We start from the raw sequence: 15,883 nt of genomic DNA, 5'->3' as shown, positions 1-15,883 counted from the left end.
TTTCATATTCTTCTATGTAAATTTCGAATATTTAAAAAAGACTAGCATACGCTAGTCTAAATGTTTCTTATATTCTCTTTGAGCGAAAAAGAAATACATGATGCATGCGGCGATATAAAACAGAATAAACAAAGCTACTTTTCTTAATGAACCATCCATAAAAATCGTATTATGAAACGTATATAACGCAACTGCACTATGCATACTTCCTACTATAATAGGCGCAAAAAATAGCATACACAATTGCCAACGAGAAACCTTCCACACTTCTTCCTTTGTCATTCCAAGTTTAGAAAGTGCCCCGTACTGCTTTCGATCGGATGCAATATTATGAAACCATTTAAAATATACGATGCTACATGATGTAAGGAAAAATAATATACTAATGAATGAACCTACAAATAAAGTAATATCGCCAAACTCTTTCATATTCACATATAACTCCATATTACTTCGAAATGCATTATTATCATCTTGTTTCATATGTTTCCGTAAATCTCCATTTAATTTTTTCGTATTTTCGATATTGGGTAATGTGTATCCTCGATATACCATTTTTTCAGAATCCGGAACTTTATTTGCTATACTGTCAAAATCTTCATCATTCATGACGAAAAACAAACCGTTAATGTGCGCGAGATGATAATTAAATCGCGCCCCTTCTTTCTGACCGTTAAATACGAATGGATACGTTTGATTCATTACTTGTAATTGAATCTCTTTTTGATTATATACATTCGGATAATTACTTTTATTATAATAAACGAGTGTAACTGTTCCTTTTTTCGGATGATACGTTTTCTTTTTTTGTTTTCTCGCTTCTTGATTGTATTCACTTTCCTTTATAAGCGGTGCAACTTCGATTTCTCCCTTATTAGACTGGAAAGATGCATACACTCCAACAAAACTCATAAATTGAAAATCATCATATCCATATTGATGCAGTAATTTTTCAACCTTACCTTCTTCAAAGACTTCATGGGTAGAAACACCTTTTTCTATGTATGAAAATGAGTGCGCGCCCCCATCCCGCCACATATCTTGCATGCTAGAAAAATATAAGAACACCGTACCTGTTGCCGTAACTACAAATGTCGTTGCCATAGAAAGCATAAAGAAAAAGCGACCATTTTCCTTCATTCGATGTGACAATTGATTCACTATAAATAAATACGGATATGTATACATAATCTTTTTATTTCGTTTAATCATTTCTAACAATTGGATTGTACCGTGTGTAAAAGAAAAGTACGTTCCGAAAAAGACAAGTATAGACACAGGGAAAAAATATAATCCTATCGTTTCCATCGTCACTTGTAGTGCTAACGTATATCCTGTCCCTAAACAAATAAAGCCGAATATACAAAGCCATATTGATGTTTTCTTCTCTTTTTTATCCGTTCGAAATTCTTTCAATAACCGAATGATTTTTATGTTCCATATACGTAAAGCACTTATAAAAGATAACAGAATAAAAACAACCATATATGTAATAAACGTTACCCCAATCGCTTTCGCGTCAAATATGACAGGGAGTTCTTTCGGAAGACGCATTAGCATGCTAAACACCATAAAAAAGAGTTTCAAAAAAATCATGCCAATCCCTATACCGAAAATATTAGCAAATACCCCAATCAACATTTGCTCGGTCATAATCACTCCTATTACGTTAGACTTCGTTGCTCCCATTAACATATATAATCCTAATTCTTTCTTTCGTGCTTCTATGAAAATAGAAGTAGAGTACAAAATAAATACGACGAAAAAAGAAATAATGATGACGTTACATATGATAAGTCCCCAGCGTACGTTTTGATACCACATCGTCTCTTGCATATACGGATGTACAATGACAGACATGTATGCAAAAGACGCAAATATTGCAAAACAACTACTCAAAAAAAACACTTTATAATTACGCCAATTTCCCTTTATATTTTGCAGCGCAAGTTGCCGAATGTTCATCTATCGTCCTCCTGTAACTTACTACATACGTAAAAAGCTAGAGGTTTCCCTAGCTTTTTACGTGTTTTAAATATCCTCTTTGCGCGATCATAAAGTAAATCGCAGAAGCTACAAAGTATGCCCCAATTACAATCGCACCTGATTTCCATAAATCGATATAAAGCATTTTCCCTAACGTATGAAGTGCAAATCCACTATGAATGGAACCGATTAATATCGGGATAAAGAAGATAACGCCCATTTGTCGAATTGCAATTTTACGAATCTCTTTATCTGTCATACCGATTCTCTTTAACGATTTAAATTGAATACGATCTTGTTCTTTATCGTTAAACCATTTAAAGTACGTCATACTACAAGCGAAGAAGAAGAATAGTACTGCTACGAAGAAACCGATAAACATTGTAATTGCTCCTGATTCCCTTATATTTTTATAAGCGAGCACCGAGTTATTTAATTCCGCTTGCTTATCTGGCGCAATTTCCTTTTTCAAATCTAACACAAGATCTTCAGTACTTTTCCAATCTTCTATATAATAACCGTAATATTTCGTCTTTTCTTCATCTGGTACGAGTTTTGCGTATTTCTCAAAATCTTGATCATTCACGATGAGATATTCACTATCATTAAAAACAGAAAATGAAGTTGGCTCATTTAATTGAACAGAGTGCGTTTGTCCGTTAATTTTAAATTCATACGGTTTCGAAAGATCTACCTTCATCATATCTTTCGCCATATCCATTATGACCATCGTTGCACTACCTGGTGCATTATGAACTTCTCTAACTTGCTCTCTCTTTTGTTTACGTACTTCAGCGTTATATTCTTTTTCTGAAACAATCGCCATTGGCACTTCATGTTCACTGTTAAACATCGTGATTTTTTGAGTTCCAGGAAGTTTTACGTACGTTACTTCCCGCGCTTTTCCTTCAAATCCGTGTTTTTTTATTAATTCTTTTGTTTTTCCTTCTTTGATGACATTATGCGAATTGATTCCTTTTTCCTCATACGAAATAGCATGCGGAGTACTAGTTACCGTCTTATAACTCATATCCTCAAAAAATACGTACAGCGTACCAACTGCTGAAGATACAACGGCCGTAATGATAGAAATTACAAATAGAAAACGAGCATTATCTTTCATTTTATAAATAAGATTGCTAAGTACGAACATATTTGGATATGTATAAAAAGATTTTTTTCGTTTTTGTAACACCTTTAATACGACTGTACTACCTTGTGTAAACAGCAAATAAGTTCCGCCTATCGTCAGCCCTACAATCGGTAAAAACAGCATGATAAAATTCATAAATGTCACTTGGAAGCTAAGTACATATGCAACAATAATACATCCTATACCCGCTACACATAACCATGTAAATGCAAAAGGTTCTACTTTCTGTTTTCTTGCTTCTCTTAATAAATCAATAATTTGCAAGCGTCCTACTGTCCAAACACTAAACAATGATAAGATTAAAAAGAGAATAAAGTATACACCAGCTGTAATCAAAACGGCTTTACCATTCCATACGAGCGGGAGTGTTTTATCAACTTTTAGTAATACGCTTAATGCTTGGAAAAACAGTTTTGAGCAAAGCATGCCAATCCCAATACCTACTACAATTGCAATGCCACCTAACATAAGTTGTTCTAGTATAATTATTCTGCCAAGTTGAGACTTCGTTCCACCTATTAATGTTAATAGACCAAATTCTTTTTTTCGTGCTCGTAAAAACGTTGAATTTGCATATAAAATAAAGAGTGCTGAGAAGATGACTACAATATAGTTCATCGATTCTAACCCTGTTGAAATCATCTCCCTCATACTAATATTACCGCTTACGACATCTGGATGATAAATGAAGGAAGCATACATGAAAAATACGACAATCGATAGACAACTACTAATCAGAAACGCTTTATAATTACGCCAATTTCCTTTTACATTATTAAGCGCGAGCTGGCGAAAGTTCATGATATTCTCCTCCTAGCATCGCAAGTACGTCCAGAATTTCTTGGAAAAAGGCTTGCTTCGTTCTTCCTTTATGAATTTCCGAGAAAATTTCTCCGTCGCGAATGAAGAGGATACGTTCGCAATAACTCGCCGCCACTGGATCATGCGTTACCATTGCAATTGTCACTTTCTTTTGCTCATGTAAATCTTGCAATGCTCCCATTAATGATTTCGCCGACTTTGAATCTAAGTTTCCAGTTGGCTCATCAGCTAAAATTAGCGTCGGTTCATGAATAATTGCTCTCGCTGCTGCTGCACGTTGTTGTTGTCCGCCTGATACTTCATATACTTTCTTATTTAAAATTTCTTCGATGTTTAAAAACTTCGCAATTTCCAGCACTTTCGTATCAATTTCATTTACAGATTTCTTCGCCATTACAAGCGGTAAAATGATATTTTCTTTAATTGATAACGTATCAAGTAAGTTGAAATCTTGGAAGATGAATCCTAAATGTGTACGGCGAAACTCCGCTAATTTTGCAGCACGCATTTGATTAATTTCTTCTCCATTTACAAGCACATGACCTGAAGTTTGCTTATCAATTGTCGCTAATAAATTTAAAAGCGTTGTTTTCCCGCTCCCTGAAGGACCCATAATTCCTACAAATTCGCCTTCTTCAATTTTAAAATTTATATCGTTTAAAGCAGTCGTCGCTACTGAACCTTTTGATTGATATACCTTCGTTAACCCTTTCACTTCAAGAACACTCATTTCTAATCCCCCTATGTGTTTTCTTCTTACATTTACTATAAGAAAAATAAGAAAAAGAAACGAGTGATTTCCCTTACAAAAAGTTTTGTTATCTTACAGTTTTGTCATTTTTCTCATTAATGTATGATATTCTTCATCTTTTGCAAATTGGAACGTGAATGTTGCCCCTTCCCCTTCAGCCGATTGCACATACATTCCATGATGTAAATTATCGCAAATTTCCTTCGTAATATATAAACCCATCCCGGTAGCTTCTCGCGTTTTACGGCCATTTATTCCCGTAAAGAACGGATCAAATATACGCTTTACATCTTGCTCTGGAATACCGATTCCATTGTCTTTAATATGCAGTAACACCTTTTGATCTTTCTCTTCAATTTGAAATTGAATTTCTTTTTTCTCTGCTTCTGAAATTTTCGTATACTTAATTGCATTTACAACAATTTGACCGATAGCAATGCTCAGCCATTTTCTATCAGATGCAACCACACAAGTATCTTCTTCAAACATCACTTTCGGAAATACAGACGATTGAATAAAAGACTTTCTATTCTCATTAATAATGCCTCGCACGACATCTATCACATTTACTACTTCTACTTTATAATCTTTCGCAAACTGCTCTAGCCTTGCCATATGTAATGCTAAATCTAAACCATTAAGTATACGATTATTTTCTTCACGAATACTTTCAACTGTTGTTCTTGCTTCACGATGCTCTTTACCAAACTTCTGTAATAGTAACTCTATAACAGATACCGGTGTTTTCATTTGATGAATCCATTGGTTCATAAATATCATTTGCTGTTGCTCTTTCGTATGTTGTTTATGAACTTCATTCATATATTGCTGTCTTAACAAAGTAAATGATTCAACGATCAACTCTTGCTCTGATGTATAAGAAGTATCAATAAGTAACGAGTCATGTAATGTATTTCCACCAGCAACATATTTTTCAATTCTCTTTAAAAACACACTCCGTTTTCGGTAATCGTAAATGAGGTATACAGTAAACACAACTGTCCCTAATAAAAGTCCGTATAACCACGTACTCCAATCAATGGATCGCTTTTCTAAAAGATTTTGCAACTGCAATACGAGCCCAAATAAACAAAGACTAACAATATAAGAAAGAAGTAAAGAAAATCGGTCTATGAGATAATTTTTAACCTTCATTCCCTGCGCCCCACTCTGTAAGAAGCGCATAACCGTATCCACGTTTCGTTACAATTGCATTTTTAATGCCTAGCTCCTCTAGTTTCTTCCTTACACGTTTCACATTTACGGTTAATGTATTATCATCAACAAATGCTACTTCATCCCACAAAGCTTCTAACAGTTCTTCGCGCGTTACATATTGATTCGCCTGTTTCATTAAACACTCTAACAAGTAAAATTCATTTTTTGTCAGTTCTGTTTGTTGCCCTTGCCACTCAACAACGTGTTGGGACGGGAATAACAACAGTCCATTAACACCTAAGCAATCGCTCTCTGCCGCAGAAGCGTACTCACCATACCCACGACGAAGTGCACTTTTCACCTTAGCCATTACAATATCTAAATGGAATGGCTTCGTAATGTAATCATCTCCGCCATTTTCAATTGCCATTACTTGATCCATTTCCCCTGTTCTTGCAGAAACAAAAATAATCGGCGCATTCGATACACTTCGGATTTGACGACACCAATAGAAACCATCAAAGTACGGTAAATTAATATCCAGTAATACGAGATGTGGATTCACTTTTACGAACTCATCTTTTATATGACGTAAATTACTTGCTCTAAATGACTGGTAGCCATACCTTTCTAAATGCTCCTCTAATATCCCCGCGATTTTTTCATCGTCTTCTACAATTAATATTTTATACATATTCTTTTTCTCCCCGTAAAATATAGTTCTAAAATCACTCCTTTTCCCATTATAAAATGAAAATTTAACCAGTGGGGATTTTTTCCTATATCAATCTGACTTTTACGGATAAAAAAAAGACCGCCATATTTCGGCAGTCTTAATCGATAAATTCAAATTCATATTCAAGAATTTTTACAATATCTCCGTCTTTTGCACCACGTGCACGAAGCGCTTCATCAATACCCATTCCGCGCATTTGACGAGCGAAACGACGTATAGATTCATCACGTGAGAAGTCCGTCATTTTGAATGTCTTCTCGATATCGTAACCAGAAATAACAAACGTGCCATCACTTTCACGTGTAATTTCAAATTTAACACCTTCAGTCTCAAATTTGTACATTACACTTGTATCAGACTCATCCACAACTTCATGTATTGGGAATTCAGGTGTTGTTTCTATTAAGTTCGCTACTTCAAACAGTAAGTCACGAACACCTTGTTTCGTTACAGCTGAGATTGGGAAGATTTTTACTTCGTCTCCCACTTTCTCTTTAAACGCTTGTAAGTTTTCTTCTGCATCTGGCATATCCATTTTGTTTGCAACAACAACTTGCGGACGCTCAGTTAAGCGAAGATTGTATTCTTTTAATTCATTATTAATCGTTACGTAATCTTCATATGGATCACGGCCTTCTAAACCAGACATATCAATAACATGCACGATTACACGTGTACGCTCAATATGACGTAAGAATTGGTGTCCAAGTCCAACGCCAGCATGTGCGCCTTCAATTAGTCCAGGAAGGTCAGCCATAACGAAGCTGCGGTTATCACCCGTTTCAACAACACCAAGATTTGGAACGATTGTTGTGAAGTGATACTCTGCAATTTTCGGACGCGCTGATGATACAACAGATAACAATGTAGATTTACCTACACTTGGGAATCCAACAAGTCCAACGTCTGCTAGTACTTTAAGTTCTAGAATGACATCACGCTCTTGACCTGGTTCCCCGTTCTCAGCGATTTCTGGCGCTGGGTTCGTAGCTGTTGCGAAACGTGAGTTACCACGGCCACCGCGGCCACCTTTTGCGATTACAGCAGTTTGTCCATGCGTTACTAAATCGGCAAGAATTTGACCAGTTTTTTCATCTTTTACTACTGTTCCCGGTGGAACCTTTACAAGTAAATCTTCAGATTTACGACCGTGCTGCCCTTTACTCATTCCGTGCTGACCACGATCAGCTTTGAAATGACGTTGGTAGCGGAAGTCCATTAATGTACGTAAGCCTTCCTCAACAATGAAAACAACATCTGCACCTTTACCACCGTCGCCACCTGCTGGGCCACCTTTAGGAACATACTTCTCACGACGATACGCAACCATTCCGTTACCACCGTCGCCGCCTTTTACATATATCTTGACCTGATCTACAAACATTATTTCACCACACTTTTTTCAATTGGTTGTAATATAACCGAGACTTCTTCGTCTCTTACTGTATAAGAAATGGAATACCATTTATTGTTTTGGTTCGCAAGCCAATTCTGTAGTTCTTCTACACTCGTTAGCTTACCACGAAAATCAAAAAAGAAACGAGCATTCTCCGCGTCACATTCAATTGTGATACAAACATAATTTTCAACATATACGTCTAAACTATGCTGAAGCATTGAGAAAAATTGATTCGTCCATGTACATACAGTCTCATCTAAGTGAGATAAGTTATGTAAATTCCCTAATACTTCGTACTCCAATAAGCACGGCTGCTGTTTCCAATTATATGTTAAAATCCACTCTGAAAATAAAGGCATTGATAGCCCCATCAGATTGGATTCTTGTCTCGCTTCTTGGACAAAACGATCGATGAGACTATGAATTTCTTCCACTTTTCCAAGGGAAAGGTTTCCTTTCACCATCTGCATACGATTGAGCCAATCATGTCTTGAATGGCGCAATGCATCTATAATTGTCCATTTTTCATTCATTGAGATACCCCTTAATATAGAAAAACTCTAACCTGCACTCAGGTTAGAGTTTTCCGTGAGTTCTTATGCTTCTTGAGCAACAGGATATACGCTCACTTGTTTGCGGTCACGGCCAAGACGCTCAAAGCGTACTACGCCGTCAACTTTCGCGTATAAAGTGTCATCGCCACCACGACCAACGTTAACACCTGGATAAATTTTTGTACCGCGTTGACGGTAAAGAATTGAACCACCTGAAACCGTTTGACCATCTGCGCGTTTAGCACCAAGACGTTTTGACTGAGAGTCACGACCGTTCTTTGTACTACCTACACCTTTCTTAGATGCGAAAAACTGAAGATCTAATCTTAACATACGTTACACCTCCTGCACTTTTTCTATTAAACGGATATACTTTCCGTAATCAAGTTCGATCGTCTTAAGCGAAACAACCAATCCTTCTAAAAGCGTTTGTGCTTTTTCTGCTGCATGAACGTCTAAATCATTAGGCAATTCATACGTCAAGAATCCGCCATCACTTCCGAGTTCAATAGTTGCCTGCACATTACAAAGTTCTTCCACTGCATTTATAGAACCAAACACAACCGCTGTAGTTCCAGCACAGACAAGGTCTTGTCCATGTGGCGCATAATTGGCATGTCCAGTCATTTTAAATGATTGGATACTTCCTAATTTCGTGCGACTTATCGTAATTTTAATCATGTTAACCAGAATTAAGCGTTGATAGCTTCAACAACTAGCTTAGTGTAAGGTTGACGATGACCTTGTTTCTTACGATTGTTCTTTTTCGCTTTGTATTTGAAAACGATGATTTTCTTAGCGCGACCTTGTTTTTCAACTTTCGCAGTAACTGTTGCACCTTCTACAACTGGGCTACCAACTTTAACGTTTTCGCCACCAACGAAAAGAACTTTGTCAAAAGTAACAGTTTCACCAGCTTCAACATCTAATTTTTCAATGTAGATTGCTTGACCAGCTTCAACTTTAATTTGTTTTCCACCTGTTTCGATAATTGCGTACATACTTGCACCTCCTCTTAATTACTAAGACTCGCCAAAAACGAGGTAGACATAAATGCCTTTAGGGAACCTGTTTTGTGCGGTTGTAGCATATAGCCGTTTAGGTGCTATAAACTATAACATAAAGATGTTACCATAATTCGTTGACTATTGTCAATGAATCTTCTACTAACTATTTTTTCCGTTCTATAATTTCTTTTTTACTCCCAAAACGGATAATAGCGTACTTTTCGATCATATCATCTTTGAAATAAATTTCAAATGGAATATTTTTTTGTAATTCTTTTTGTAAAAATTGTTTTTGCAGTTCTTTAGGTGCGGCGATTAATACTGCTTCATCTTCTATATTGCCATATGTGATGAGTTCTCTCTCTAACTCATATGCAATTGTTTCATACGACATAACATAGCCCGTCGCTTTGCAAGGCACACACTCTTCTAGTAATACGTCACGTAAAGAATGTTTCTTACGTTTACGTGTCATCTCCAAAATCCCTAACTCAGTAAACCCAAGCACTCTTGTATACGTGCGATCATTTTGCATAGCAGCTATGAGGCATTCTCTTACCTTTTCTTTATCTTCTTTTCTTTTCATATTAATAAAATCAATTAATATCATACCACCAATATCACGAAGTCTTAATTGGCGCGCAATCTCTTCAGCAGCTATTTCATTTGTGCGAAGAACTGTATCTTGTAAATTTTGTTTTCCAGTAAACTTGCCCGTATTCACATCAATTACCGTCATCGTCTCCATTTGTTCTACAATTAAATACGCGCCATTTTGTAGCCATACAATTTTTTGAAGTGCTTTTTCAATTTCACGATCCACACCAAAATGACTGAACATAGAAAACTTTTCGTTATAAAAAGATACTTTTTCTCCCCCAAGCTTCTCTTCTAATTCTTTTATTATACTTCTTGTATCTACAACTACTTTTTCAATTGTTTCAATTGGGTTCTCTTGAAATACACGATCTAAAAAGGTCGCTGGTCGATGAAGTAATAATGGTGCTTTCCCCTGGCTCTCTTTTCTTTTTAACTCTTCATATAACTGCTGCAGCCTTTGCATTTCAGCCTGTATTTCTTCAATTGGTCCTTTTTCAGAAGCAGAACGGAAAATATATCCTCCTGTTCCTTCTACCTCAATTTGAAGTAACTCTTGCCTTCTTTTATTATTTTTTATTTTCCGAGAAACAGCGCGCATTTCATCAAACGGCATATAAACAACATATTTCCCTGTAAACTCTATATTCGCTGTCAATTTAGGCCCTTTCGTATCAATTGCCTCTTTCACAACCTGTACGAGCACCGCTTGTCCTTCATGTATACGATAGGAAGATGGCACATCATCATATGAGAGGTATGCATGTTTTTCTAAACCGATATTTACAAATGCCGCGTTCATGCCGGCAATTGTCCTTGCGATACGTCCAACATAAATATGTCCGACAATTTCTTGCTCTTCATTTCGTTTCCATAACAACTCAACAATTTTTTTCTTTTCTTCAATTGCAACTCGCTTTTCCGATCCAGCATAATTCATATATAACGTTTTCAAAATTATTTCCTCACTTTATAATCTTCTTTGCTTTTACAATAATAAAAGGTTAGTGCTATCGTCAACACTAACCGATTAATTCTTCAACAGATGAAGTTGTTCGTTTTTCAGTAAAATACGCATAGAGTAATTCATTCTCATCCAACGTGTAATGCTCTTTATATTTTCCATGGACGATAATAGAGTGCTTATATCCTCTGCGAAATTTCGTGAAGATTGTATATAAACGATCTTCTGTTTGCACCTCAATAGGTGCAATCTTTTCAATTCCTCTTTTATTCCCGTAATAACGTTCTAATAAGAAGCGCATAAATGCATAGCGTCTTTGTTTCCACTCTTGATATAACGACACTGCCAAAAATATGAGCAGTATCCACATCATAATATTATTGCTATTCCAAAGTAGCTGCCATCCTAATATTACACCAAAAAAAACACATGACAATTTCATCATCTTTTCATGTGCTTGTAAATAAGGAAAACGATATGATAGTACATTAAATAGTACTTTTCCACCATCAAGCGGCCAAATAGGTAATAAATTAAATGCTAAAATTACTATATTGTTCCACATAAAGAAATAATACAACTCTGTCCCAAGCCAACCAGCTTCAAACAGTACATAACCAACGAGCATCATCCAAACGTGTTGAACAGGTCCTGCAATTACGACAACAAGTTCCTCTTTCAACGACTTATTTCCGTGTTCCTCAAGCTCAGCCACACCACCGAACGGTAACAGCTGAATTCTTTTAATACGCCAATTATAATATGCTGCTGCAAAAGCGTGCCCAAGTTCATGAATGAGAACAATACAAAATAATAATAGTAACTCTTTAAAACGCGCTGTAAAAATACCAATGACAATAATAACCCAAAACAACGGATGCACTGAAATCTTCGTTAAAACATCTCTATATTTAATCAAATGAAATCACCTGAATCGGGTCAATAAATTTTTCATTCTTTTTTATCGCGAAATAAAATTTCCCATTTTTATCATTTGCATCATTACTTACCGTTCCAATTTTTTGTTTCTTTGAAACGTAATCATATAATTTTACTGACATGTCATTTAAATTTGCATACCATGACTCAGTGCCATCTGCATGCTGAATTTGAATTGTATTTCCAAGTTCCTCTTTCTTACCTGCAAAAACAACCAACCCCTCATTCACTGACTCAACTGTTGCATTTGTAGCTGTTTGGACAAATACACCTTGGCCATTTTTTTGAAATCCTTGCATTACCTTTCCAGAAGCAGGAATTGCATAATCTTTTTGTTGAATCGCCCCTTCCTTTTTCTCATTAGGCGAATAAAAGACGAGAGGTTTTCCAAACTGTTTTTCATACCATTTCGCTACAGTAGCAAACTGAAATTCCTCTTTCATCACTCTCTCTGTAACAGCTTTAGCCCCATCAAAAGTAGAAGGAGCATTTTTATATAAAATAGCAACAGAAAGAACTAATATTGCTGATAATAAAACTTTGAAGAAAAATATTTCTTTTCGGAACAACGGGTGAATTTCCTTCTCTCCCTCTTCAACAAATACCGTTTCGCTATCAAAATTCCCTCCAGCAAAATATTGCTCTTCCTCCATCCTTTCTTGCTCTGCCTTCCTTTTTGCAATCCGCTTTTTAATTTCTTCTACACGTCTATTCTTCATACTGTCTCCTTTCTTTCGCTAAGCTAATTTAAGTAGAAACAGTTGTATACAGTTTGTACATATGTATGAGCTAGGAAAGAAAGATATTCATGTGAAGAAAAAAGAAAGCACTTCGCATATGTGCGAAGTGCTTTTAACGGATTCCAAAGAAATTTTTCATCTTTGTAAATACCGATACTTTTTCTTGTTCAAACGCTTGTAATGGTACATTCTCACCTAACAAGCGTCTTGCAATATTACGATAAGCTAACGCTGCTTTTCCGCTCGGTTGCAACGCTACAGGCTCACCTGTATTTGTAGCTCGAATAACTTCATCATCATCTTCAACAACACCAAGAAGCTCGATTGACAATGTACGTACGATTTCATCAACATCTAACATATCCTGTTCATGAAGCATATGACTACGTACACGGTTAATAACAAGTTTCGGTGGTTCAATATCCTCTTTTTCTAAAAGCCCGATAATACGATCCGCATCGCGCATTGAGGATACTTCTGGCGTCGTAACAACAATTGCTTTATCCGCACCAGCTACCGCATTTTTAAACCCCTGCTCAATCCCCGCAGGACAATCAATTAATATGTAATCATAATCTTGACGTAATACTTGTATTAATTCATCCATTTGTTCAGGTGTTACCGCTGATTTATCACTCGTTTGTGCTGCAGGTAATAAATAAAGATCATCAAAACGTTTATCTTTAATAAGAGCCTGAGGTAAACGGCAACGCCCTTCAACGACATCAACAAGATCAAATACAATACGGTTTTCCAGCCCCATTACTACGTCTAAGTTTCGAAGACCGATATCTGTGTCAATTAAGCACACTTTCTTTCCAGATAACGCTAGGGCTGTACCAATGTTCGCAGACGTTGTAGTTTTACCTACTCCGCCCTTTCCAGATGTAATTACTATTGCCTCTCCCACAGCTATACAATTCCCCTTTCTAACTTTGTTAAATTAGGTCTAAGATGAGTGAGAAGTTGCAGGCGATCGACAACAATGTGATTATTCTCATTAATATACGCACATTCTGCCGTCTCCGCTCCGTCTTCTTTCTCTTCCGGAGCCCGCATTGTCACATCACTAATTCGAAGTTGCATCGGGTTCATAACAGATGCCGCAATAACAGCTTCCGTATCTCCATCATAACCGGCGTGTGCAATTCCTCTTAATGATCCCACAACAAAAATATTCCCCCCAGCGATAACCGTTCCGCCTGGATTAACATCACCAATTAACAATAAATTTCCTTTTACATGTAAAACTTGTCCAGAGCGAACAATTTTGGAAATAGGGACAATTTCTGTTTCTTCTTTCCAAGCTATTGCTTCCGCTTTAGTCATAACATCACTTTCAATTGAATCCACAACGAGATTCTTCTTATTACGAATTAACGTACGAATCTCTTCTTGTTGGACTTCTGTTAAATAGCGATTGCCTACTTTCACGTGCACTTCAATTAAAGAGTGCCCATCACCACCATAGTAATGCGTAGAAAGCTTTTCGTCCAATTCACTTAGCAATTCAGAGAATGAACAGCAATCATCTAAATGAAGCGTTATCCCGTCTTTTGTCCCTTTTATCGTTACATTTTGTTGCTTTTTTTCTTCCACTAAAGTTCACCCCACCGATTCAATTCGACATAAAATTAGAAAATCCTTTTTTCTTTTTCTTCCATCGCTTTTGAAAGACGCGTTAAATATCGTCTCAGTGGGAAACAAACTATTAATAGGAAAATTCCATTTAGCAATAAAGTAGCTAGGAGACGATCCGTTAAAAAGACATACGCTGGCATATGAGTACGTCCTAACAAAGTTAAAAATCCATACACATAATACTCTAATGCTGCAATGCTAGCTAATACGATAGAAACAACAATAAATAAATTCAATTGTAATATCTTCATCACACTATAAACTAGATAAGCTAAAATCGGATAAGCAAATATATATACACCGACAAGTTCTGTGTATACGGTATCAAATAAGAAACCAAATAATAGTCCGTAATAAATCCCTTGGACCGGACTATAATACACTGTAATAAAACATAACACAATTATAAAGAAATGCGGCGCTGCTATACTGTCTTTCCAAAAAACCTCTGTTGGAACAACAGTAGCAAACATATTTTCAAATAGAAAAACAAAAAGGAGCAAAAGAGGAAGAGCTGCTCTTTTTAAAATCTTCATCATCTCTTCTTCTCCTCCTATTCTAATGGCGCTGAAGGCATTGCACGTTTAGCAACTATAATATGCTCTACGTCATTTAAATCAGCGGCAGGTTTTACATAAGCTGTTTTTGTTAAACCGTATGGATCTGGCTGAACATCAACGATTTTTCCAATGACAAGACCTTTCGGGAAAATATCACCAAGTCCTGATGTTACAACTAGTTGATCTTTTTCTACCGGTGCATCAGAGCCAATCTTTGTGAAAAGAAGTAATTGTTTTTCTTTATCATAACCTTCAATCAATCCAAAGATTTTCTCTTGCCCTTGTACGATAGCAGAAACACGATTTGTTCGGCTCATAGAACTTAACAGCTCTACTGATGATGTAAACTGAGATACACTTTTCACTCGCCCAACTAAACCTTGTGAAGTGATTACAGCCATATCTTTTTTAATTCCTTGCTGTGCACCTTTATCAATCCCAATTAAATCGTACCATTTATCTGGATTACGAGAGACAACAGTAGCTGGAATTTCAGTATAATCACTATTTAATTGTGTTTTACCAGTTAATTCTTGTAATTTCTTTTTGTCATCTTCTAATTGCTTTACGTCACCTGATAGCTTTGCATAGTTATCTAATTTTGCTTTTAATTCTTTATTCTCTTCATACGTGCGCTTTACATCTTCTACATTTTCGAAGAATCCGGCAACATAATTCGCTGGCTTTTGGAATACACGCTCTACAACACCGACAGTATCTTTTATAAACTGCTCTGGCCATGTTAAACTGTTCCGTTCTTTCAATGAAATTCCAATCAATGCCACGAGAAGAATAATACTAACTAACAAAACAATTAATCTTTTGTTTAAGAAAAACTGTGGCACGTTCACACCCTCTTAATTTTACTGATTTTTA

General features: G+C 36.3%; 17 protein-coding genes and 1 other annotated feature. All 17 genes read right to left on the bottom strand.

From position 1 onward, the window contains the following. Positions 1-51: 51 nt before the first annotated feature. A complete protein-coding gene (locus COE49_RS03830) occupies positions 52-1,965 on the bottom strand; it encodes an ABC transporter permease (protein ID WP_098253404.1) in 1,914 nt (637 codons plus the stop codon). Between the two features lie 49 nt (positions 1,966-2,014). Continuing rightward, positions 2,015-3,940, bottom strand: a complete 1,926-nt coding sequence (locus tag COE49_RS03825; protein WP_088230691.1) for an ABC transporter permease — start codon at positions 3,938-3,940, stop codon at positions 2,015-2,017. Beyond that, positions 3,915-4,691 carry an ABC transporter ATP-binding protein gene (locus COE49_RS03820; protein WP_088230692.1) on the bottom strand — a complete coding sequence of 259 codons (777 nt, stop codon included), beginning with the start codon at positions 4,689-4,691 and terminating at the stop codon, positions 3,915-3,917. The genes COE49_RS03825 and COE49_RS03820 overlap by 26 nt, the downstream gene beginning before the upstream one ends. A gap of 93 nt (positions 4,692-4,784) precedes the next feature. Next, entirely contained in the window at positions 4,785-5,867 is a 1,083-nt protein-coding gene (locus COE49_RS03815; protein WP_098945710.1) for a HAMP domain-containing histidine kinase, read from the bottom strand. Continuing rightward, positions 5,857-6,564: a response regulator transcription factor gene (locus COE49_RS03810; RefSeq protein ID WP_088230694.1), complete on the bottom strand. Its 708-nt coding sequence runs from the start codon at positions 6,562-6,564 to the stop codon at positions 5,857-5,859. Before COE49_RS03810 ends, COE49_RS03815 begins: the two co-directional genes overlap by 11 nt. 139 nt (positions 6,565-6,703) lie before the next feature. Next, positions 6,704-7,990: a GTPase ObgE gene (obgE, locus tag COE49_RS03805; protein ID WP_088230695.1), complete on the bottom strand. Its 1,287-nt coding sequence runs from the start codon at positions 7,988-7,990 to the stop codon at positions 6,704-6,706. Next, positions 7,990-8,538, bottom strand: coding sequence for a sporulation initiation phosphotransferase B (locus COE49_RS03800; RefSeq protein ID WP_088230696.1), 549 nt, complete (start codon positions 8,536-8,538; stop codon positions 7,990-7,992). The genes obgE and COE49_RS03800 overlap by 1 nt, the downstream gene beginning before the upstream one ends. Before the next feature lie 63 nt (positions 8,539-8,601). Next, positions 8,602-8,892 (bottom strand): 50S ribosomal protein L27, encoded by a 291-nt coding sequence (rpmA, locus tag COE49_RS03795; protein WP_000944957.1) that lies wholly within the window; start codon positions 8,890-8,892, stop codon positions 8,602-8,604. A 3-nt stretch (positions 8,893-8,895) separates the two neighbouring features. Continuing rightward, on the bottom strand, positions 8,896-9,240 hold the full coding sequence (locus tag COE49_RS03790; RefSeq protein WP_061677162.1) for a ribosomal-processing cysteine protease Prp: 345 nt from the start codon (positions 9,238-9,240) through the stop codon (positions 8,896-8,898). Between the two features lie 11 nt (positions 9,241-9,251). Then, positions 9,252-9,560: a 50S ribosomal protein L21 gene (gene rplU / locus COE49_RS03785; RefSeq protein ID WP_000270907.1), complete on the bottom strand. Its 309-nt coding sequence runs from the start codon at positions 9,558-9,560 to the stop codon at positions 9,252-9,254. Positions 9,561-9,574: 14 nt separating this feature from the next. Then, positions 9,575-9,652: a sequence feature (ribosomal protein L21 leader region), on the bottom strand. 77 nt (positions 9,653-9,729) lie between these two features. After that, positions 9,730-11,118, bottom strand: coding sequence for an Rne/Rng family ribonuclease (locus COE49_RS03780; RefSeq protein WP_088230697.1), 1,389 nt, complete (start codon positions 11,116-11,118; stop codon positions 9,730-9,732). 67 nt (positions 11,119-11,185) lie between these two features. Next, positions 11,186-12,046 (bottom strand): stage IV sporulation intramembrane metalloprotease SpoIVFB, encoded by an 861-nt coding sequence (gene spoIVFB, locus COE49_RS03775; RefSeq protein WP_088230698.1) that lies wholly within the window; start codon positions 12,044-12,046, stop codon positions 11,186-11,188. Continuing rightward, entirely contained in the window at positions 12,039-12,785 is a 747-nt protein-coding gene (gene spoIVFA / locus COE49_RS03770) for a stage IV sporulation protein SpoIVFA (protein WP_088230699.1), read from the bottom strand. The genes spoIVFB and spoIVFA overlap by 8 nt, the downstream gene beginning before the upstream one ends. A gap of 133 nt (positions 12,786-12,918) precedes the next feature. Then, positions 12,919-13,716 (bottom strand): septum site-determining protein MinD, encoded by a 798-nt coding sequence (gene minD / locus COE49_RS03765; RefSeq protein WP_000503310.1) that lies wholly within the window; start codon positions 13,714-13,716, stop codon positions 12,919-12,921. Positions 13,717-13,718: 2 nt separating this feature from the next. Next, positions 13,719-14,405: a septum site-determining protein MinC gene (gene minC / locus COE49_RS03760; RefSeq protein ID WP_088230700.1), complete on the bottom strand. Its 687-nt coding sequence runs from the start codon at positions 14,403-14,405 to the stop codon at positions 13,719-13,721. 35 nt (positions 14,406-14,440) lie between these two features. After that, positions 14,441-14,986 (bottom strand): rod shape-determining protein MreD, encoded by a 546-nt coding sequence (gene mreD / locus COE49_RS03755; RefSeq protein WP_098253406.1) that lies wholly within the window; start codon positions 14,984-14,986, stop codon positions 14,441-14,443. 14 nt (positions 14,987-15,000) lie between these two features. Next, entirely contained in the window at positions 15,001-15,852 is an 852-nt protein-coding gene (mreC, locus tag COE49_RS03750; RefSeq protein WP_088230702.1) for a rod shape-determining protein MreC, read from the bottom strand. Between the last annotated feature and the right edge of the window lie 31 nt (positions 15,853-15,883).

It is taken from the genome of Bacillus sp. AFS029637 (assembly GCF_002584985.1).
In the GTDB taxonomy this organism is placed as follows: Bacteria; Bacillota; Bacilli; order Bacillales; family Bacillaceae_G; genus Bacillus_A.
Note: the sequence above shows the minus strand (reverse complement) of the source record. Positions and strands in the feature narration are given on the sequence as shown.

What these genes read in the sequence shown, in the direction of transcription:
- COE49_RS03825 (WP_088230691.1), bottom strand. Translation starts at nt 3,940, where the DNA reads ATGAACTTTCGCCAGCTCGCGCTTAATAATGTAAAAGGAAATTGGCGT.
- spoIVFA (WP_088230699.1), bottom strand. Translation starts at nt 12,785, where the DNA reads ATGAAGAATAGACGTGTAGAAGAAATTAAAAAGCGGATTGCAAAAAGG.
- COE49_RS03820 (WP_088230692.1), bottom strand. Translation starts at nt 4,691, where the DNA reads ATGAGTGTTCTTGAAGTGAAAGGGTTAACGAAGGTATATCAATCAAAA.
- COE49_RS03815 (WP_098945710.1), bottom strand. Translation starts at nt 5,867, where the DNA reads ATGAAGGTTAAAAATTATCTCATAGACCGATTTTCTTTACTTCTTTCT.
- COE49_RS03810 (WP_088230694.1), bottom strand. Translation starts at nt 6,564, where the DNA reads ATGTATAAAATATTAATTGTAGAAGACGATGAAAAAATCGCGGGGATA.
- rpmA (WP_000944957.1), bottom strand. Translation starts at nt 8,892, where the DNA reads ATGTTAAGATTAGATCTTCAGTTTTTCGCATCTAAGAAAGGTGTAGGT.
- mreD (WP_098253406.1), bottom strand. Translation starts at nt 14,986, where the DNA reads ATGATGAAGATTTTAAAAAGAGCAGCTCTTCCTCTTTTGCTCCTTTTT.
- COE49_RS03800 (WP_088230696.1), bottom strand. Translation starts at nt 8,538, where the DNA reads ATGAATGAAAAATGGACAATTATAGATGCATTGCGCCATTCAAGACAT.
- COE49_RS03790 (WP_061677162.1), bottom strand. Translation starts at nt 9,240, where the DNA reads ATGATTAAAATTACGATAAGTCGCACGAAATTAGGAAGTATCCAATCA.
- rplU (WP_000270907.1), bottom strand. Translation starts at nt 9,560, where the DNA reads ATGTACGCAATTATCGAAACAGGTGGAAAACAAATTAAAGTTGAAGCT.
- obgE (WP_088230695.1), bottom strand. Translation starts at nt 7,990, where the DNA reads ATGTTTGTAGATCAGGTCAAGATATATGTAAAAGGCGGCGACGGTGGT.
- COE49_RS03830 (WP_098253404.1), bottom strand. Translation starts at nt 1,965, where the DNA reads ATGAACATTCGGCAACTTGCGCTGCAAAATATAAAGGGAAATTGGCGT.